Below are 18346 nucleotides of genomic sequence, written 5' to 3'. Positions count from 1 at the left end.
GTGGGTGGCGTTCGCGGCGGGGCGGCCGGCGTAGAAGGTCAGCGTGACCTTGACGTCGATGACGCCGGTGTAGGTGTCGTCGACGACGTTCCCGATGAGCATCTCGACGTCCTGGGCGCGCCGGAAGGTGTCGCTGTACCGCGTGACGTCCTTCTCGACGGACCACTCGATCCCGTCGGGTGACGGCTCCGGTGTCGACGTACGGAAGATCTCCACCCCGCCGACATGCAGGTAACCCAGGCGGTCGAACTGACGTCCCTTGACCTTGCCGTCCATCCGCAGCACGACCTTGCTCCAGCTCGCGCCGCAGCCGTCGGGCGGGGTGTAGGCGCCCTTGTACGGGGTGAAGTCGCGGAACTGCGCCTCGGCCACTGTGACTTGGCAGGACTTTCCGGAAGGCCTGGTCACCGGCGGTGCGGCCGTGATCGGGTCGTGCCAGTCGGTGCCGAACTCGGCGGGCACATCGGCCGATCGGGCGGGGGCCGCGCCCAACAGCGAGCTCGCCAGGAGGGTCGCCCCCGCGAGCATGGACATGACTATTCGGCTCTTCATGGCCGGTGTTCTACGGGGAGTCGGGCCGCCGCCGCAACGGGGCCTCCGGCGTCAGCGTGAGCGTTTCAGGTCGGCCCTGTCCCCCATCACCACCACGGGATGCCGATCCGGATCGAGCGTGCGCAGCAGATACGCCATCGCCGATTCGGACAGGCTGACGCAGGCCGAGGTGCCACTGCCGTGGTCCATGTGCAGCCAGATGCCACCGCCCTTGCCCTGGCCCTCGGGACGGGTGGGGTCGTTGGGCGGGGTGCCCTTGACCCGGTTGTAGTCGATGGCGATGACGTAGTCGAAGTCGTGCCAGTACGACTTCGCCCACCAGCGCGGCGCCGCGAAGCCCGGGGACCGTGTGTACGGCAGCTTCGACCCGGGGTCCTTGCGTACGCCGCCCGCGTCGCTCAGCGTGAACACGCCCACGGGACTGCGGTTGTCGCCCTCGTGGTGGTCGGTCGTCCAGCCTTTCTTGCCGTTGTGCGCGGGCCAGCTGCGGACGCGGTCCCAGGCGGAGCCCTGTCTGGCGTAGAGCACGACCGTGGCCGTCGGGGAGTCCCTGCCGTCGCCGTAGACCGCCACGACCTGCCGCGAGTCCGCGGGGATGTGCCGCTGCCATCGGTCGCCGACGCCCGGGATGCGCGTCGGATCCGTGGTGGTGGCCGGGCCCGTGCGCGCACCCTTGCCGACGTCCGCGCCACTGCCGTGTTCCGTGGCGCCGGCGCCGCAGGCGGTCAGGGTCGCGGTCGCCAGAGCGGTCAGCGTCGTCAAAGTCGTCAGGGCCGCCAGGAGGGATCCGAGGGCCGACCTCGCGACCGTCGCACGCCGCACTCCGCGCACTCCGCTCGCTCCGCGTCCACCGAGCACTCCGCCGTTCCGCATCGGTCCATGGTGACACCGCGTGCGCGGTGGCAGCCGGATCTGTGCGGCGGCGTGGAAAACCGTTTGCGTCCGACCACGCTGCGACGCGAACCTGTCACGGTTTGCTGCCGCCGTGCGCTGTCCCGTTCCGCGCATCGGTACCCGACTCACATCCCATCCCCTTCCCCTGATCCCCCCACTGACACGAGCCACTGGGACGTCATGCAGATTCAAGACCTTCCGTATCCCGATCCAGGTGTGCCGGACGCCCGTTCGGGTCCCCGATTCCTGTGGTGGCTCTTCAGGAACCAGAGGGGCGGACAGCTCAAGGCGCTGGCCTGGGGGCTGCTGCACTTCCTGTCCGTCTCCGCGCTGCCGTTCTGCGTCGGTGTCGCCGTGCAGGCCGTCGTCGACCGTTCGGGTGCGCAACTCGCCCTGGCGGGCGGGCTCCTGATCCTGTGCTGTATCGGGAACGCGCTCGGCGACACCTTCCTCCACCGCACCGCCGTCACCAACTGGATCACTGCCGCCGCGCGTGTCCAGCAGGTACTGGCCCGCAAGGCCTCGCAGTTGGGCTCGGCGCTGACGCGGCGGGTCGCGGCCGGTGAGGTCGTGGCCGTCTCCACGGGCGACGTCGAGAAGATCGGCTGGTTCGTCGAGGCCTGGTCACGGTTCACGGCGGCGGCGGTCACCCTGGTGGTGGTCTGCGTCGGCCTGGTCGTCTACCAGCCCGCGCTCGGTGTGATCGTCGCCGTCGGCCTGCCCGTACTGGCACTCGCCGTGCTGCCCCTGCTGCCTCCGGCGACCCGACGGGCCGACCTCCAGCGCGAGAAGGCGGGCCGCGCCACCGAACTGGCCTCCGACACCGTCGCCGGACTGCGCGTCCTGCGCGGCATCGGCGGCGAGGAACTCTTCCTCGACCGCTACCGCCGCGCCTCCCAGGAGGTACGCCATGCCGCCGTGCGCAGCGCCCGGATGTGGGCCCTGATCTCGGCGATCCAGGTACTGCTGCCGGGACTGCTGCTGATCGCGGTCGTCTGGTACGGCGTCCACCTGGCCCGCCAGGGCCGCGTCACCGTCGGCGAGCTCGTCACCGTCTACAGCTCGATCATGATCCTCACCTATCCGCTCCGGCACTTCGAGGAGATCGCCATGGCGTACTCCTTCTCCCGGCCCTCGGCGCGCCGAGCCGCGCGTGTGCTGTCCCTGGAGCGCGCCACCGACACGACAGGGACGCGCGACGGGTCCGAGCCGCCCGGCGGAGATCTGTACGACCCGGCCACGGGGCTGCTCGCCCCCGCCGGCCGGCTCACGGCCGTGGTGTGCGGCGACCCGGACGCGGCGGGGCGGCTGGCCGAACGGCTGGGCGGACACCCCTCGGAAGAGGGTGCCGCCTCGGTACTCCTCGGCGGTGTCCCGCTCGACGAACTGCCGCTCGACAGCGCCCGTACGGCCGTCCTCGTGCAGGACAAGGACCCGGTGCTCCTCTCCGGCACCCTGCGTGAGCTTCTCGACGTGCCCAGGTCCGGTGACGTCGGTGCCGAGGAGGCGCTGGCGGCCGCGCAGTGCGCTGACGTCCTGGCCGCCCTGGTCCAGGGGTCGCTCGACGCCGACGACCCGATGGACGCCCGCATCACCGAACGCGGCCGGTCCCTGTCCGGCGGCCAGCGCCAGCGCCTCGCGCTCGCCCGGTCGCTGATCACCAACCCGGAGGTGCTCGTCCTGGACGAGCCGACCTCCGCCGTCGACTCGCACACGGAGGCCCGGATCGCCGAGGGCGTGCGCGACCTGCGGGCGGGGCGCACGACCGTGGTGTTCACCTCCTCGCCCCTGCTCCTGGACCGCGCCGACCGCGTCGTGCTCATCCATGACGGCGAGGTCGCGGCGGTCGGCGTGCACCGTGAACTGGTGCGGTCCGAGCCGAGGTACCGGGTCGTCGTGACCCGGGAGACCGACGACGAGGCCGCCCTCAGCCGCGGTTTCAGCGAACTGCACGAGAAGGAACTGCAAGAGATCGAGGAGTCAGCATGATCGGCGTCGCACCCCCGGCGTACGACCCGGCGGCCCCGACGACGGCGAACACCCTGCCGGTCGGCGCCTCCACGACCGTGCGCGCCTACGTGGTCGAGTTGTTCCGCCGGCACCGCCGTGCCTTCCTCCTCCTCATCACCGTCAACACCGTCGCCGTGGTGGCCTCGATGGCGGGGCCCTGGCTGCTGGGCGGCCTGGTGGAACGGGTGTCGGACGGGGTCGGCGACCGGGAGCTCCATCTGGAACTCACCGTCGGACTGTTCGTGGCCGCTCTCCTCGTCCAGGCCGTGTTCGTACGCCAGGTCCGGCTGCGCGGCGCGATGCTCGGTGAGCGGATGCTGGCCGATCTGCGCGAGGACTTCCTCATCCGGTCGGTCGGGCTGCCGCCCGGTGTCCTGGAGCGGGCCGGGACCGGCGACCTGCTGTCCCGGATCACGACGGACATCGACCGGCTGGCCAACGCGATGCGCGAGGCGGTGCCCCAGCTGGCGATCGGTGTGGTCTGGGTGATCCTGCTGCTCGGCGGGCTCGTCGTCACCGCGCCGCCGCTGGCCGCCGCCGTGCTGCTCGCCGTGCCGCTGCTGGTGATCGGCTGCCGCTGGTACTTCAAACGGGCGCCGTCCGCCTATCGCTCGGAGGCCGCCGGGTACGCCGCCGTGGCCGCCGCGCTCGCCGAGACCGTGGACGCCGGGCACACCGTGGAGGCCCACCGCCTCGGCGAGCGCCGCGTCGAACTGTCGGAGCGGCGGATCAAGGAGTGGACGGCCTGGGAGCGCTACACGCTCTGGCTGCGGTCGGTGCTCTTCCCATTCATCAACGTCACCCATGTGATGGTCCTCGCCTCGGTCCTGATGGTCGGCGGTGTGTTCGTCCTCCAGGGCTGGATCGGGGTCGGTCAGCTGACCACCGGTGCGCTCATCGCGCAGATGCTGGTCGACCCGGTGGGGCTGATCCTGCGCTGGTACGACGAGCTCCAGGTGGCCCAGGTGTCGCTGGCCCGGCTGGTCGGGGTCCGGGACATCGAGCCGGACGTCGGGGACGCCCGGCTGGCGCCCGACGGCCGCGACGTACACGCCGACCAGGTGCACTTCGGCTACCTGGAGGGCGTGGACGTGCTGCGCAAGGTCTCCCTGGAGGTCGCCCCCGGCACCCGACTGGCGCTCGTCGGCCCCTCGGGTGCCGGCAAGTCGACCCTGGGCAGGCTGCTGGCCGGCATCTACGCGCCCCGGGACGGCCGGATCACCCTCGGCGGCGCCGAACTGTCCCGGATGACCGCCGAGCGGGTCCGCTCGCACGTGGCCCTGGTCAACCAGGAGCACCACGTCTTCGTGGGCTCCCTGCGCGACAACCTCCTGCTGGCCCGCACCGACGCGACCGACGCCGAGCTGTGGGCGGCGCTGGGCGCGGTCGACGCGGACGACTGGGCCCGCGCGCTCGACGACAGCCTGGACACCGAGGTCGGCTCGGGCGGGTTCGCCCTGACCCCGGCCCAGGCCCAGCAGATCGCGCTGGCCCGCCTGGTCCTGGCCGACCCGCACACGCTGGTCCTGGACGAAGCGACTTCTCTCCTCGACCCGCGCGCCGCCCGTCACCTGGAACGATCCCTGGCCCGCGTCCTCGACGGCCGCACCGTCGTCGCCATCGCCCACCGCCTCCACACCGCCCACGACGCGGACGTCATCGCCGTCGTCGAGAACGGCCGGATCAGCGAGCTGGGCAGCCACGACGAGCTGGTCAGGGCGGACGGCGCCTACGCGGCGCTGTGGCGGTCCTGGCACGGGTGAGTGGAGCCGGCAGGGCGGTCGCCGGCCAGGGACACCGGTCGACCGCGCCAGAAGCCTCGTCGAGCAGGGCCGGGGCCGCCCTCGCAGACCGTGGGCGCATGCCTGACCCACGGCGCGTGGCCTCGGCCGACCGGGGCCACCCGTGCGACGGGCCGGCTGGAGCGAGCCGTGTCCGGTCGGCTGGATCGAACGGCTCGCCAGCCATGCCCCAAGGGCCGGGCGGGGGACACCTCGCGACGGCGTCGGAAGCACCGACGGCCAGGGCCAGGACCAGGGCCCTCGCAGGCCGTGGACGCATGCCTGACCCACGGCGCGTGGCCTCGGCCGACCGCGGCCACCCGCGCGACGGGCCGGCTGGAGCGGGCCGGTACGGCGGGCTGGGTCGAGCGGCTCGACCGCCGTGCTCCAGGGGCCGGGCTCGCCCGGCTCCCGGGCCGGAGATCCCGAGTTCTCGCCGCTGCCCCCTGCTGTCGTACCGGAGTGCACCCGTGCCGTTGCGCAGGGGCGAAAAGGGGTGGAAGGCTGGATAGCGGCACCGGTTCGGGGAGCACCCGGGAACCACGCGGTTCGCGCCGGGTGCGGCCTGTGCCCCGCGCCGTGGCGGCCCGCCGCCGACCGCGGCGAGTTCGGGCCCGTCCCCACCACCTGGAGGTACCCGTGAACAGCGCCGACGGATGGGGTGACGACGTCTACCAGCCCGACGCATCCGATCAACGTGAGGACACCGGGCTGCTCGACGCGGAGGACACTCTGGAGAACGACGGCGTCGACGACCCCCTGGACCGGGGCTGGTCCCCTCCCGACAGGCCGCTGGCGGTGGAGCACACCGGTGTCACGGCCGCCGAGCGCCATCAGGGCGAGACCCTCGACCAGCGGCTCGCCGAGGAGCAGCCCGACCTCGTCGCCCCCGACGGCGACGGCCTCGGCGACGCCGACGGCACCGACGGGGAACTCCTCGACAACGAGGTCGGCGCCCTGCGCTCCGGCCGCCTCGTGGCACCCGACGAAGGCGCCCACGAGGACGAGGAGAGCGCCCTGGTCGCGACGGACGTGGGCATCGACGGTGCGGCGGCGTCCGCGGAGGAGGCCGCCATGCACATCGTCGACGAGGACGCCCTGTACGGCTGACCGTCGCGGCCGTGGCACGGCTGATTCCCGCAGCCCCCGTGCCGCAGTCCCCGCGCCTTCGGCGCCATGCCGTCGGCCCCCGCCGACGGCCGCCATCGAGGCCACCGCACACGAGGAGCCCGCATGCAGCAGGACAAGCACCCCGACTACCACGCGGTCGTCTTCCGCGACCGCGCCGCCGGCTACGCCTTCCTGACCCGGTCCACCGCGACCAGCGACCAGACCATCGAGTGGGACGACGGCGAGACCTACCCGGTCGTGGACGTCGAGATCTCCTCGGAGAGCCACCCCTTCTACACCGGCAAGGCACGCACGGTGGACTCCGAGGGCCGCGTCGCGGCCTTCGAACGGCGTTACGGCGGCGGGGCGGGACAGGGCGGCTGATCCGACGCGGAGCGGACCGGGCCACCATCGCGTCGCCCGGCGGCGCGGTGCCGCGGGCTGATCACCGACCCACCCGCTCAGATCACGTTGAGCGCCGCGGCGCAGCCCACTCCGCCCAGCACCATGAACACCGGCATCAGCACCTTGAGCTCCACCCAGCTGCCCGCCCGGAACCGCATGGCCTTCGGCGGCCCCAGGGGATACCAGCGCTTGCGGCCCACCGGGATCGGCCACAGGATCGGGCAGCCGGACACCGTCAGCGCGTCCCCGATGTCGTGCACCAGCGCGCCCAGCACGATCGGCAGCCCCAGCCACAGATACTCCTGGCCCGGCGCCGTGAACAGCCAGTCCGAGCCGTTGCCCGGCTTGTCCAGGACGCCCGCCAGGATCCATGAGCTGGTCGCGGCGAGCAGCCACACCAGGACATCGGCACTGGCACCCCGGGTCGCACGCCACAGCAGGCCCTCGATGGCCAGTACCAGGTGCGCGAAGAGGATCGCGAGGACGGCCCACCGGCCGCCGGTGATCGCCAGGACCGAGGCGCCACCGCCGATCATGACCGCCCACACCCACGTGTGCGTGAGCGTGCGGTGTCCACCGGACCGGCGCGGGTCGCCCTGCTTCTTCGTGGCCTTGTAGACGGCGTACGACAGCTTGTCGACGATCTCGCACAGCCAGCGTGACAAGGGGCCGAAGGCGCGCGAGATGGTGGCCGCCTTGTGATCGAGGTCCGGGGCGAGGGCGGCCCCGGCGCAGATCAGCGCGCCTGCGAGGAGGACCGGCCAGGGCATCCCGTGCCCCGCGGCGGCGGCCGCCGCTCCGACGCCGAGCCAGGCGGCGGCGCCCGACAGTGAGTGTGCTGGTCCCATCATCGCCGTTGCCCGCCCCATTCCTCGTGTGCCGCTGTCCAGTTGACCCGGTTCGCTGACGTGTAGTCGGCGACACAGCGTAGCGTTCTCGATCTTCGTGCTCGCAGCCGATTCCCCTGTGAGGGAGGAGGGCAGGCAAGATGGGTGGGTGACCCTCATCGATCAGCTGCCGCCGACCGCCGACCCCGACGCCCTCTACGAAGCCTTCGAGTCGTGGGCCGAGGAGCGCGGTCTCACTCTCTACCCGCACCAGGAGGAGGCGCTGATCGAGGCGGTGTCCGGCGCGAACGTGATCGTGTCGACACCCACCGGCTCCGGCAAGAGCATGATCGCAGCGGGCGCCCACTTCGCCGCGCTCGCCCGTGACGAGGTCACCTTCTACACCGCTCCGATCAAGGCGCTGGTCTCGGAGAAGTTCTTCGAGCTGTGCAAGATCTTCGGCACCGAGAACGTCGGCATGCTGACCGGTGACGCGTCCGTCAACGCCGACGCCCCCGTCATCTGCTGTACCGCCGAGGTGCTCGCGTCGATCGCGCTGCGCGACGGCAAGGACGCGGACGTCGGCCAGGTCGTCATGGACGAGTTCCACTTCTACGCGGAGGGGGACCGGGGCTGGGCCTGGCAGATCCCGATCCTGGAGCTGCCGCAGGCGCAGTTCATCCTGATGTCGGCCACGCTCGGCGATGTCTCGATGTTCGAGGAGGACCTCACCCGGCGCACCGGTCGCCCCACGGCGGTGGTCCGCTCGGCCACCCGTCCCGTGCCGCTGTCCTACGAGTACAAACTCACCCCGCTCACCGAGACGCTGACCGAACTGCTGGAGACCAAGCAGGCCCCGGTCTACATCGTGCACTTCACACAGGCGCAGGCCGTGGAGCGGGCACAGGCGCTGATGAGCATCAACATGTGCTCGCGTGAGGAGAAGGACCAGATCGCCGAGCTCATCGGCAACTTCCGCTTCACCACCAAGTTCGGCCGCAACCTCTCCCGTTACGTGCGGCACGGCATCGGCGTCCATCACGCCGGCATGCTGCCGAAGTACCGGCGTCTGGTGGAGAAACTCGCGCAGGCCGGTCTGCTGAAGGTCATCTGCGGCACGGACACGCTGGGCGTGGGCGTCAACGTGCCCATCCGCACCGTGTTGTTCACCGCGCTGACCAAGTACGACGGCAACCGGGTCCGTACGCTGCGCGCCCGCGAGTTCCACCAGATCGCCGGCCGCGCCGGGCGGGCGGGCTTCGACACGGCGGGCTTCGTCGTGGCCCAGGCACCCGAGCACGTCATCGAGAACGAGAAGGCGCTCGCCAAGGCCGGTGACGACCCGAAGAAGCGCCGCAAGGTCGTCCGCAAGAAGGCGCCCGAGGGCTTCGTCGCCTGGACGGAGAACACCTTCGAGAAGCTCATCGCCTCCGAACCGGAGCCGTTGACCTCCCGTTTCCGGGTGACGCACACCATGCTGCTGTCGGTGATCGCCCGGCCCGGAAACGCCTTCGAGGCGATGCGGCACCTGCTGGAGGACAATCACGAGCCGCGCAAGCAGCAGCTGCGGCACATCCGGCGCGCCATCGCCATCTACCGCTCGCTGCTGGACGGCGGCATCGTCGAGAAGCTCGACGAGCCGGACGCCACGGGCCGCATCGTCCGTCTCACGGTCGACCTCCAGCAGGACTTCGCGCTCAACCAGCCGCTGTCGACCTTCGCGCTGGCCGCGTTCGAGCTGCTGGACCCGGAGTCGCCGTCGTACGCCCTGGACATGGTGTCGGTCATCGAGTCCACCCTGGACGACCCCCGGCAGATCCTGGTCGCCCAACTGAACAAGGCGAAGGGCGAGGCCGTCGCCGCTATGAAGGCGGACGGCGTCGAGTACGAGGAGCGCATGGAGCGCCTCCAGGACATCACCTACCCGAAGCCCCTGGAGGAGCTGCTCTTCCACGCGTACAACACCTACCGCAAGAGCCACCCCTGGGTCGGCGACCATCCCCTGTCGCCGAAGTCCGTGATCCGGGACATGTACGAACGTGCCATGTCCTTCACGGAGTTGGTGTCCTTCTACGAGCTGGCCCGCACCGAGGGCATCGTGCTGCGCTACCTCGCCAGCGCTTTCAAGACCCTCGACCACAACATCCCGGACGACCTCAAGTCCGAGGATCTGCAGGACCTGATCGAGTGGCTCGGCGAGATGGTGCGCCAGGTCGACTCCAGTCTGCTCGACGAGTGGGAGCAGCTCGCCAACCCGGAGGAGATGACCGCCGAGGAGGCCCAGGAGAAGGCCGACGAGGTCAAGCCGGTCACCACCAACGCACGTGCTTTCCGGGTCCTCGTCCGCAACGCGATGTTCCGCCGCGTCGAACTCGCCGCTCTCGACCAGGTCGAGGAGCTCGGCGAGATGGACGCCGAGGCCGGCTGGGACGCCGACGCCTGGGGCGAGGCCATGGACAAGTACTGGGACGAGTACGAGGACCTCGGCACCGGCCCCGACGCCCGTGGCCCCAAGCTGCTGGTGATCGAGGAGGAGCCGGCGAACCGTCTGTGGCGGGTCCGCCAGATCTTCGACGACCCGAACGGCGACCACGACTGGGGCATCAGCGCCGAGATCGACCTCACCGCCTCCGACGCGGAGGGCCGCGCCGTGGTCCGCGTCACCGACGTAGGCCAGCTGTGAGCTCTGTGAGCACAGGAGAATCCCATCCATGACGACGAACCCGGCCGAGAGGCTCGTCGACCTGCTCGACCTGGAGCAGATCGAGGTCAACATCTTCCGTGGCCGCAGCCCGCAGGAGTCCCTGCAACGGGTCTTCGGCGGCCAGGTCGCGGGCCAGGCGCTGGTCGCCGCCGCACGCACCACCGACGGGGACCGACCCGTGCACTCCTTGCACGCGTACTTCCTGCGCCCGGGGCGGCCGGGTGTGCCGATCGTGTACCAGGTCGAACGGGTCCGGGACGGCAGGTCGTTCACGACCCGTCGGGTCACCGCGGTGCAGCAGGGCCGCACGATCTTCAATCTCACCGCCTCCTTTCACAAGCCTGAACAGGGGAGCTTCGAGCACCAGCTGCCGCCGGCCCGCAAGGTCCCGGACCCGGAGTCGCTGCCGACGGTCACCGACGAGATCCGGGAGCATCTGGGCACGCTGCCGGAGCAGTTGGAGCGGATGGCCCGGCGTCAGCCCTTCGACATTCGTTATGTCGACCGGCTGCGCTGGACCGAAGAGGAGGTCAAGGACGCCGAACCGCGGAGTGCGGTGTGGATGCGCGCGGTCGGGCCGCTGGGCGACGACCCGGTCGTGCACACCTGTGCGCTGACCTACGCCAGCGACATGACCCTCCTGGACGCGGTCCGCATCCCCGTCGAACCGCTGTGGGGCCCGCGCAGCTTCGACATCGCGTCGCTGGACCACGCCATGTGGTTCCACCGGCCCTTCCGCGCGGACGAGTGGTTCCTGTACGACCAGGAGTCACCGATCGCGACCGGGGGACGTGGCCTCGCCCGTGGGCGGATCTACGACCTGGAGGGACGTCTGCTGGTGTCCGTGGTCCAGGAGGGTCTGTTCAGGTCGTTGTAGCCCGGCGGCTTCTGCGACGGAGACGGCTCAGCAAGCCGCGTGGCGGTTGCGGCCTGTCGGGGCGCACCGGCTGCTCGCTCCGTTCCCGCTGTCCAGGTCGTTCCGGCGGCCCCGGTCGTGCCGGCTGCCCGGATCGTTCCGGCTGCCTGGGTCGTTCCGGCTGTTCGGTCCCCGGCGAGCCGACATGCCTCGGATGCGCGGGCACCGGGGGACGTTTCCCCGTCGGCCGCGGGGCAGGCCGCCTCTCGCGTGCCTCTTCCAGAGCCGCCGCCAGTTCGGCCCGCAGCAGGCTGATCTCGTCCGGGTCGTCCGCGGTCATGATCCGCTCGGCGAGGAGAGAGGCGGGCGAGCCCGGCGCGCCGGAGGCAGGCGGGCCTGGCCGGAAGCGGTTCAGGTGCGAGCGTTCGTAGGGGTCGGGGACGATCTCCGCGATCTGGACGGGATCGAGGAAGGCGGCCAGGGCGCCGGCACTCTCCCACGGGTCCTCGGCCAGTCGCAGCAGGAATCCCCGGTGGCGTCCACGCCAGTTGCGCGGACGCAGGTCAAGGCCGACGTCGAGCAGACCGCGCGGCCCTTCGGGCATACGGCGGGCCTTCAGCAGCGCGGCGTTCCTCTCGTCCGTGGCGACCTGCTTCAGCTCTTCGGCGAGATACAGCCAGACCACGGCGCGGTAGCGGTTCAGGTACCACGTCACCGGCACCACCAGGCCCAGGCGCGCGAGGCGCGTGAACCTGCCGGCGGGTACGCCCATGACGTCCGCGCCCGCTGCCGTGCCCACCACCTGTACGCGGTGCTGCAACGAATCGGGAAACCCCTCTCCCGCCCGCACCCGCTCGATCTCGGTTCGGGGGACGCGCCTGCCTGTGCCGCCTCCGCCTCCTTCGTCAGGCACCGTCCGGATGAGGCCGAGGTGCACGGCGAGGTCCAACTCGCCTCGCTTCAGTCCCAGTTCCCGGGCCGCGCGGCTCGGTGTGAAGGAGAGGCGGTGCGGTGTGGTGATGGTGTCGGACATGGTCGGTCTCCCCCGTGGAGTCGGTCGCTCACGCTCTGTGCGTTCGCGGTGACAAAACCGTAGCCGCTCCGCCGGATCTCGTGGCGGGCCTGTGGATAACTCCACGGGGGATGACGAACCAGCAGGTCAGAGATCTGTGGCAGGTTTCCGTTCGGGCTGTCGGGCGTCCACGTCGAGGTGCTCACCGACCCGGTTGACGAGCAGGGTCATCTCGTAGGCGATCTGACCGATGTCGGCTTCCGCCGCGCTGAGCACGCACAGACAGCTGCCGGTGCCCGCCGCGGTGACGAACAGCACGGCGTCGTCGAACTCGACCATCGTCTGGCGGACTCTGCCCGCGCCGAAGTGCCGTCCCGAGCCCTTGGCCAGGCTGTGCAGTCCCGACGAGACGGCGGCGAGGTGTTCGGCGTCCTCGCGTCGCAGTCCCGTGCTCGCACCCGTCACCAGACCGTCGTTGGACAGCACCAACGCGTGCCGTACGTGATCGACGCGTTCTGTCAGGTCGTCCAGGAGCCAGCCAAGTCCCTGGTTCTGCGCCATGATCCGGTCTCCCCGTGTAGATGTCTCCCCCTGCGCCGGAGGAGCTCTTCGCCACCCTTCCCGACGATCCGGCCCGTGGGCAAGGAGGATGGGGGCATGGCGCAGAAGATGACCGATGAGGAATGGCGGGCGTTCGTCTCGCAGGGCACCCGCACCGCGAAGCTCTCGACCGTGCGGGCCGACGGCAGTCCCCACGTGACGCCCATCTGGTTCGTGCTCGACGGGGACGACCTGGTGTTCACCACCGGCAAGTCGAGTGTGAAGGGCCGCAATCTGGCCCGGGACGGCCGGGTGGCGTTGTGCGTGGACGACGACCGGCCGCCGTACGACTACGTGGTGTTGCGGGGACGGGCGGTGATTTCGGAGGATCTTGCGGAGTTGAGGCACTGGGCCGGTCGGATCGGGGCGCGTTACATGGGCCAGGAGCGCGCGGAGGAGTTCGGGGCGCGCAACGGTGTGCCGGGTGAACTCCTCGTCCGCGTCACGATCGACAAGGTGTTGGCGGAGAAGGCCGTCGCCGACTGACGGCTGCCGCGGCCGAACGCCGGTCAGCCCACGGAGTCCAGCAGCCGGGCGGTGTGCATCCGCCCGGCGTACTCGACGAGTCGGATCAGCACCTCCTTGCCCGAGTCGCGGTCGCGGGCGTCGCACAGCACGACCGGTGTCCCCTGGTCGAGGTCGAGAGCACGTGAGACGTCCTGGGCGCCGTACGTCCGTGCGCCCGCGAAGCAGTTGACGGCCACGACGAACGGGATGTGCCGGTGCTCGAAGTAGTCCACGGCCGGGAAGCAGTCCTCCAGGCGTCGGGTGTCCGCGAGGACCACGGCGCCCAGGGCTCCCTGCGACAGTTCGTCCCACAGGAACCAGAACCGGTCCTGGCCGGGGGTGCCGAAGAGGTAGAGGGACAGTCCGGAGCGGATGGTGATGCGCCCGAAGTCCATGGCGACCGTCGTGGTGACCTTCTGGTCGACGCCGTCGGTGTCGTCCACCGACTGCCCGGCTTCGCTGAGCAGTTCCTCGGTGCGCAGCGGTCTGATCTCGCTGACCGCGCCCACCAGGGTGGTCTTGCCGACGCCGAATCCGCCGGCGACAAGTATCTTCAACGCCAGCGCGGCGGTCTCGCCGTCGGAGGCGTCGGGGTGCTCGGAGACCATCGATCACTTCTCTCGGGAGTACCGGCATCGGTCGACGTCACGGTGCGAAGTCAGCATCATGACAACTGCGGCTTGTCTTCCTGGGGTTGGACCGCTTTTGGCTGGTTCTGAAAGGGCGTCTACAGCGCCCGCAATCCTTCGATCACCTCGCGCAGGATTCGTTCGTCAGGAAGCTGCGCGGGCGGGACCGGACGGCTGACGGTGACGCAGCCGAGTTCCAGGAGGTCGCCGAGGAGCACCCTGACGACCCCCACGGGCAGATCGGCCCCCGCCGCGAGTTCCGCGACCGACTGCGTCTCGGGCCGGCAGAGTTCGACGAGGGCCCGGTGTTCCGGCCCGAGCGCGGTGTCGTCGTCGGCGCCGGGTGCGGCCGCGTCGAGTGTGACCAGGGCGATCAGATCGAACCGGACCCCGGTGGGACCGGGTTTGGTGCGTCCGCCCGTCATGGCGTACGGGCGGACGAGGGGCCCGGCCTCGTTGTCGTACCACTGACTGCCCGGCTCGCGCGGGGCGTCCGTCGTGTCCTCGGTCATCTGCGCGGACCGCCCTTCCGGCTCATCCCGCCGCGGGCGGGCGCGCGGCAGCGCGCGGCGGCGTGTAGAGGTGCTCGCCCACGCGCTTGACCAGCCGTGCCATCTCGTACGCCACCAGTCCGATGTCGGCGGTGACGGCGGTGAGGACGGCCAGGCAGGACCCGTCGCCGGCGGCCGCCACGAACAGGAAGGCGTCGTCCATCTCCACCATGGTCTGCCGCACGCCTCCGGCGCCGAAGTGCCGTCCCGCGCCCTTGGCCAGGCTGTGGAAGCCGGAGGCGACCGCGGCGAGGTGCTCGGCGTCCTCGCGGCGCAGGTCCGTCGAGGCGCCCACGGCGAGGCCGTCGTTGGACAGCACCACGGCGTGCCGTACCTCGCTCACCCGCAGCACCAGGTCGTCCAGCAGCCAGTCGAGTTCACCGGACCTCCCCCACTCGCGGTTGCGCTCCATCGGGGGGACCCCCATGCCGGCCCTCATGCTCGGATCCTGGATCATGCGAGGTCTCCTTCGCTGCCGTCGCTGTGCTCTGCGGAATCGGGTGTGCTCCCGCGGCCGGGCTGCCTGCCGCCGCCGCGCGCCCAGCCGTCGCGGTAGGCAGCCATGCGGTCCCTGACGAGTTCGGGGGTGCGTTGCTGGTCGTCGCGGGAGGTGGCCGTCGGCGGTTGTTCGTCGTGGCGCTCCTCGCGCAGTTGCGGGGCGAGGCTCGCCTGGCGTACGCGGCGCGGGAGGTCGTCGGAGGATTCGGGGGCTTCGGAGTCGTCCGGAGGGCGATGCAGTCGCAAGGTGGTGACTCCGGGGGGTGGGGTGTCGGTTCGGGGCTCCGCCACGACCGGTGCGGAGGCCACCAGCGCGGGCCGGTCGACGCCGGCGTGGACGGGCTCCTGGTGCCGGTCGGCGGCGGGCACGCGCGCGTACTCGTGATCGGCGGACCGGTCGGTGGCCGCCTTCTGCCCGCGGGAACGTTCCGCCGTGGCGTTGTGGAGCAGGGCCGTGGGCAACAGGACGACGGCGGTCGTGCCTCCATAGGGCGAGGCTCGCAGGTGCACCTTGACGCCGTGCCTGGAGGCGAGCCTGCTGACCACGAACAGGCCCAGCCGGTCGCTGTCGAACAGGTCGAGCGCCTCGGACTGCTCGATGCGCCGGTTGGCCTCGGTGAGCGTCTCCTTGCCCATGCCGAGGCCCCGGTCCTCGACCTCGACGGCGTAGCCGTTGCCGACGGGTTCGCCGGTGACGCGCACGCGCGTGTGGGGCGGTGAGAACTGGGCGGCGTTCTCGATGATCTCGGCCAGGAGGTGGGTGAGGTCGGCGACGGCCGCGCCGATGACGGACGTTTCGGGGAGCTGGCGTACCTCCACGCGCGCGTAGTCCTCGACTTCGGAGACGGCCGCGCGGACCACGTCGGTCAGCGGGACCGGCATCCGCCAGGCCCGCCCGGGCGCCGCCCCGGAGAGGATGATCAGGCTCTCGGCGTGGCGTCGCATGCGGGTGGTGAGGTGGTCGAGCCGGAAGAGGTCGCTCAGTTCGTTCGGGTCGTCGGAGCGCCGCTCCATGCTGTCCAGCAGGCTCAGTTGGCGATGCACGAGGACCTGGCTGCGGCGGGCGAGGTTGACGAAGACGCCGGAGATGCCGCTGGCGAGCTCGGCACGCTCAACGGCAGCACGGAGGGCGGCGCGGTGGACGGTGCCCAGTGCCTCGCCGACCTGACCGGTCTCGTCCTCGGCGGGCGGTCCGGTCGGTGCCTCGGCCTCGACGTCGATCTCCTCACCGGCGCGCAGTTTGCGCATGGCCTCGGGGAGTTTGCGCCGGGCGATCTCCAGGGCGCTGTTGCGCAGGCTGACCAGTTCGACGACCAGGCCGCGGCCGATGCGTACGGAGATCACCAGTGAGGCGGCGACGGCGACGAGGCCGAAGAGGACGGCGGCCCCGGCCGGGGTGAGCAGACCGCGGGTGAACGGGTCGGCGCGGTCCGCGACATCGCGCCCGGCGTCGCGCTCGATCGTCCGCATCGTGTCCTGCACGCGTGCGTGTGCCTTGCTCCAGGTGGCATCGGCCGCGACGTCGATCGCCCGTGCGCCCGGCGCTGCGGCGAGGACCTTGTCCTCGACGGCGGCCACGGTCGCGTAGTCGCCGCCGCCTGCGAGGCTCTGCCAGGCCGCGCGTTCCGGGCCACGCAGGTCGGCCACGGCGGACTCGGTGAGGGTACGGCGGGTGTCGACGGCGCCGGTGAACAGCCGCATGCGCTCTCCGTCGAGGCGTCCGGCGAGGCGAGCGCTGTCCAGCACCACGTCCTCCTGGGCCAGCGCCTCGCCCGCGCGGGCGAACTCGAGCAGCACGCGCGCGTCGGAGCCGAGCTCGGCGTCCTGGATGCCGGTGAGCGCGCCGCCCACCGAGAACGCGCTCGCGATGGTCCTGGTGTACCGCCCGTACGCCTCGTCCCAGCCCGAGCGACGGTCGAGCACGGCGGCCCGTACGGTGTTCAGCCGCTCGGCGCCGGTGACGAAGGCCTCCAGTCGCCGGGCCACTCCGGCGGGGAGTTCCTCGCCGTCGGCGACGGTGTTGCGGTCGCCGAGCCGTAGCCGCGCCACCGCCTTGTCGGTGTCCTCCGCAAGCTTCTTGTAGTCGTCGCTCGATCCCGCGGACGGGTCGGTCGCGTAGCGCACCGCGGCCTGGCGTTCGGCCTGGAGGGCGGCGACGGCGGCCGCGGCGGGAGACCTGATCCCGGTGTCCACGCGCTGCAACTGACGCAGCCGGGAGACGTCCTGTGCGGTGCTGACGGTGGCGTAGGCCCACAGGGCCAGCAGCGAGACGACCGGCACCATCAGCAGGCAGACGATCTTGGCGCGGACGGTGCGCGGCCGTACGCGCCAGCGCTCCGCGCGCGTGGGTGTGTCCTCCAGTGCCGCGCCCATGGGCTCCTCGGGGCCTTCGTCGGCCGGTGGTCCCGCGTGGGCGCGGCGGCCGCGCACGAGGGGCTGGGACGGCGTCTGGGCGCCGACTGCGGTGGTCCTACGGGGTGTACGCATGGCCTCCTCGCTCGGAAGTGGGGTTCGGGGCGTGCTGTTCCGGACCCGTCGCCGGTCCGGATCCGCCGCTAGCCGGCGACGCTCTCCACCGATCCCTGGGCCGACGCGGATGCCGCACGCTCCCCCGTGGTGGGCGACAGCGCGACGAAGGCCGAGGTCAGGAAGAGGTAGGACCCGAGGCCGACGGCGAGGGGGAAGATGAACTGCATCGCCGTGGCCCCGGGCAGGATCGCGCCGGCCGGTGTGACGTTCACGCTCACCGCGAACATCCCGGTGTAGTGCATGCTGCTGACCGCCGCGCCCATGATCAGTGAGGCGATGGTGACGGCGACGGGCGACTTGATGTTGAGCGCGGCCCACAGGGCCGCCGTCGCCGCGACGATGGCGATCAGGACGGAGAGTCCGACGAGGACGGGGTCGTAGGTGACGTCGCCGTGCAGTCGTACGGCGGCCATGCCCAGGTAGTGCATGCTCGCCACTCCGAGCCCGGTGGTGAGCCCGCCGAGGAAGAGCGCGCGGGTGCGGTCACGGCTGTACCCGACGGCGAAGACGCCGCCGCAGACGACGGCCATGGCGACGAGGAGGCTCACGATGGTGAGCGGTACGTCGTAGCGGATGTCGGTGCCGCTGACACTGAAGCCCAGCATGGCCACGAAGTGCATGGTCCAGATGCCGGTGCCGATCGCCGAGGCGGCGGTGATGAGCCAGTTGCGGCGCGACCGGCCGGTGGCGCCGAGCGCGCGGACGGTGCAGCGCAGCCCCAGCGCGGCGCCTATGCACGCCATCACGTACGACAGCACGGGGGTCAGCCAGCCGAGGGCGGCGTGGTCCAGGTGTCCCATGGCCCAGGGACGCTAGTCGGGCCATGGGCGCGCGAAGGGGGCGCATTTCGAAAGCTGTTGGAATATGACACAGAGATGCAG

At 71.2% G+C, this 18346-nt stretch carries 17 protein-coding genes; 7 read left to right on the top strand and 10 right to left on the bottom strand.

The features are described from left to right. Both L0P92_RS15885 and L0P92_RS15880 read right to left on the bottom strand, forming a co-directional pair. Positions 1-552, bottom strand: a 552-nt coding sequence (locus L0P92_RS15885) for a peptide-N4-asparagine amidase (RefSeq protein WP_308289726.1), incomplete at its 3' end; no start/stop codon positions are given. Positions 553-603: 51 nt separating this feature from the next. Beyond that, complete coding sequence (locus L0P92_RS15880) at positions 604-1425, bottom strand: L,D-transpeptidase family protein (RefSeq protein ID WP_234763357.1); 822 nt, start codon at positions 1423-1425, stop codon at positions 604-606. 201 nt (positions 1426-1626) lie between these two features. Here L0P92_RS15880 and L0P92_RS15875 point away from each other — a divergent pair, with 201 nt between their 5' ends. The 4 genes from L0P92_RS15875 (at position 1627) to L0P92_RS15860 (ending at position 6731) form a co-directional block, all read left to right on the top strand. Continuing rightward, on the top strand, positions 1627-3435 hold the full coding sequence (locus L0P92_RS15875) for an ABC transporter transmembrane domain-containing protein (protein WP_234763356.1): 1809 nt from the start codon (positions 1627-1629) through the stop codon (positions 3433-3435). Continuing rightward, a complete protein-coding gene (locus L0P92_RS15870; RefSeq protein WP_234763355.1) occupies positions 3432-5219 on the top strand; it encodes an ABC transporter ATP-binding protein in 1788 nt (595 codons plus the stop codon). Before L0P92_RS15875 ends, L0P92_RS15870 begins: the two co-directional genes overlap by 4 nt. Before the next feature lie 657 nt (positions 5220-5876). Next, positions 5877-6347, top strand: a complete 471-nt coding sequence (locus L0P92_RS15865) for a DUF5709 domain-containing protein (protein WP_234763354.1) — start codon at positions 5877-5879, stop codon at positions 6345-6347. Positions 6348-6470: 123 nt separating this feature from the next. Next, positions 6471-6731: a type B 50S ribosomal protein L31 gene (locus tag L0P92_RS15860; RefSeq protein WP_234763353.1), complete on the top strand. Its 261-nt coding sequence runs from the start codon at positions 6471-6473 to the stop codon at positions 6729-6731. A gap of 77 nt (positions 6732-6808) precedes the next feature. Here the strand turns inward: L0P92_RS15860 and L0P92_RS15855 are convergent, their stop codons facing one another. Next, positions 6809-7603, bottom strand: a complete 795-nt coding sequence (locus L0P92_RS15855; RefSeq protein WP_234763352.1) for a metal-dependent hydrolase — start codon at positions 7601-7603, stop codon at positions 6809-6811. Between the two features lie 145 nt (positions 7604-7748). On the opposite strand from L0P92_RS15855, the gene L0P92_RS15850 reads away from it, so the two are divergent. Next, positions 7749-10262: a DEAD/DEAH box helicase gene (locus tag L0P92_RS15850; RefSeq protein WP_234763351.1), complete on the top strand. Its 2514-nt coding sequence runs from the start codon at positions 7749-7751 to the stop codon at positions 10260-10262. A gap of 28 nt (positions 10263-10290) precedes the next feature. After that, a complete protein-coding gene (locus L0P92_RS15845; RefSeq protein ID WP_217213882.1) occupies positions 10291-11160 on the top strand; it encodes an acyl-CoA thioesterase in 870 nt (289 codons plus the stop codon). On the opposite strand, the gene L0P92_RS15840 is transcribed toward L0P92_RS15845, so the two are convergent. Both L0P92_RS15840 and L0P92_RS15835 read right to left on the bottom strand, forming a co-directional pair. Continuing rightward, entirely contained in the window at positions 11147-12172 is a 1026-nt protein-coding gene (locus L0P92_RS15840) for a DUF6397 family protein (RefSeq protein ID WP_234763350.1), read from the bottom strand. The genes L0P92_RS15845 and L0P92_RS15840 overlap by 14 nt on opposite strands. Before the next feature lie 126 nt (positions 12173-12298). After that, positions 12299-12712 carry a roadblock/LC7 domain-containing protein gene (locus tag L0P92_RS15835; RefSeq protein WP_234763349.1) on the bottom strand — a complete coding sequence of 138 codons (414 nt, stop codon included), beginning with the start codon at positions 12710-12712 and terminating at the stop codon, positions 12299-12301. Positions 12713-12808: 96 nt separating this feature from the next. Here L0P92_RS15835 and L0P92_RS15830 point away from each other — a divergent pair, with 96 nt between their 5' ends. Beyond that, on the top strand, positions 12809-13237 hold the full coding sequence (locus L0P92_RS15830; RefSeq protein ID WP_234763348.1) for a PPOX class F420-dependent oxidoreductase: 429 nt from the start codon (positions 12809-12811) through the stop codon (positions 13235-13237). Positions 13238-13260: 23 nt separating this feature from the next. Here L0P92_RS15830 and L0P92_RS15825 read toward each other — a convergent pair whose 3' ends face one another. The 5 genes from L0P92_RS15825 to L0P92_RS15805 all read right to left on the bottom strand — a co-directional run bounded on the left by L0P92_RS15825 (position 13261) and on the right by L0P92_RS15805 (position 18265). Next, positions 13261-13866, bottom strand: a complete 606-nt coding sequence (locus L0P92_RS15825) for a GTP-binding protein (protein ID WP_234763347.1) — start codon at positions 13864-13866, stop codon at positions 13261-13263. 119 nt (positions 13867-13985) lie between these two features. Next, entirely contained in the window at positions 13986-14399 is a 414-nt protein-coding gene (locus L0P92_RS15820) for a DUF742 domain-containing protein (protein WP_234763346.1), read from the bottom strand. A gap of 22 nt (positions 14400-14421) precedes the next feature. Continuing rightward, complete coding sequence (locus L0P92_RS15815) at positions 14422-14895, bottom strand: roadblock/LC7 domain-containing protein (RefSeq protein WP_372497268.1); 474 nt, start codon at positions 14893-14895, stop codon at positions 14422-14424. Further along, complete coding sequence (locus tag L0P92_RS15810; protein WP_234763345.1) at positions 14892-17423, bottom strand: sensor histidine kinase; 2532 nt, start codon at positions 17421-17423, stop codon at positions 14892-14894. Before L0P92_RS15810 ends, L0P92_RS15815 begins: the two co-directional genes overlap by 4 nt. Before the next feature lie 68 nt (positions 17424-17491). After that, positions 17492-18265, bottom strand: coding sequence for an MHYT domain-containing protein (locus tag L0P92_RS15805; protein ID WP_234763344.1), 774 nt, complete (start codon positions 18263-18265; stop codon positions 17492-17494). Positions 18266-18346 lie beyond the last annotated feature (81 nt).

Source organism: Streptomyces muensis, assembly GCF_021474425.1.
GTDB lineage: Bacteria > Actinomycetota > Actinomycetes > Streptomycetales > Streptomycetaceae > Streptomyces > Streptomyces muensis.
The sequence above is the reverse complement of the archived record's forward strand: the minus strand, read 5'-3'. Positions and strand labels throughout refer to the sequence as shown.

Bases quoted from the DNA above. Each gene is read 5' to 3' on its own strand.
- L0P92_RS15825 (WP_234763347.1), bottom strand. From the start codon at position 13,866: ATGGTCTCCGAGCACCCCGACGCCTCCGACGGCGAGACCGCCGCGCTG.
- L0P92_RS15870 (WP_234763355.1), top strand. From the start codon at position 3,432: ATGATCGGCGTCGCACCCCCGGCGTACGACCCGGCGGCCCCGACGACG.
- L0P92_RS15860 (WP_234763353.1), top strand. From the start codon at position 6,471: ATGCAGCAGGACAAGCACCCCGACTACCACGCGGTCGTCTTCCGCGAC.
- L0P92_RS15840 (WP_234763350.1), bottom strand. From the start codon at position 12,172: ATGTCCGACACCATCACCACACCGCACCGCCTCTCCTTCACACCGAGC.
- L0P92_RS15875 (WP_234763356.1), top strand. From the start codon at position 1,627: ATGCAGATTCAAGACCTTCCGTATCCCGATCCAGGTGTGCCGGACGCC.
- L0P92_RS15855 (WP_234763352.1), bottom strand. From the start codon at position 7,603: ATGATGGGACCAGCACACTCACTGTCGGGCGCCGCCGCCTGGCTCGGC.
- L0P92_RS15830 (WP_234763348.1), top strand. From the start codon at position 12,809: ATGGCGCAGAAGATGACCGATGAGGAATGGCGGGCGTTCGTCTCGCAG.
- L0P92_RS15805 (WP_234763344.1), bottom strand. From the start codon at position 18,265: ATGGGACACCTGGACCACGCCGCCCTCGGCTGGCTGACCCCCGTGCTG.
- L0P92_RS15845 (WP_217213882.1), top strand. From the start codon at position 10,291: ATGACGACGAACCCGGCCGAGAGGCTCGTCGACCTGCTCGACCTGGAG.
- L0P92_RS15820 (WP_234763346.1), bottom strand. From the start codon at position 14,399: ATGACCGAGGACACGACGGACGCCCCGCGCGAGCCGGGCAGTCAGTGG.
- L0P92_RS15835 (WP_234763349.1), bottom strand. From the start codon at position 12,712: ATGGCGCAGAACCAGGGACTTGGCTGGCTCCTGGACGACCTGACAGAA.
- L0P92_RS15880 (WP_234763357.1), bottom strand. From the start codon at position 1,425: ATGCGGAACGGCGGAGTGCTCGGTGGACGCGGAGCGAGCGGAGTGCGC.
- L0P92_RS15815 (WP_372497268.1), bottom strand. From the start codon at position 14,895: ATGATCCAGGATCCGAGCATGAGGGCCGGCATGGGGGTCCCCCCGATG.
- L0P92_RS15810 (WP_234763345.1), bottom strand. From the start codon at position 17,423: ATGCGTACACCCCGTAGGACCACCGCAGTCGGCGCCCAGACGCCGTCC.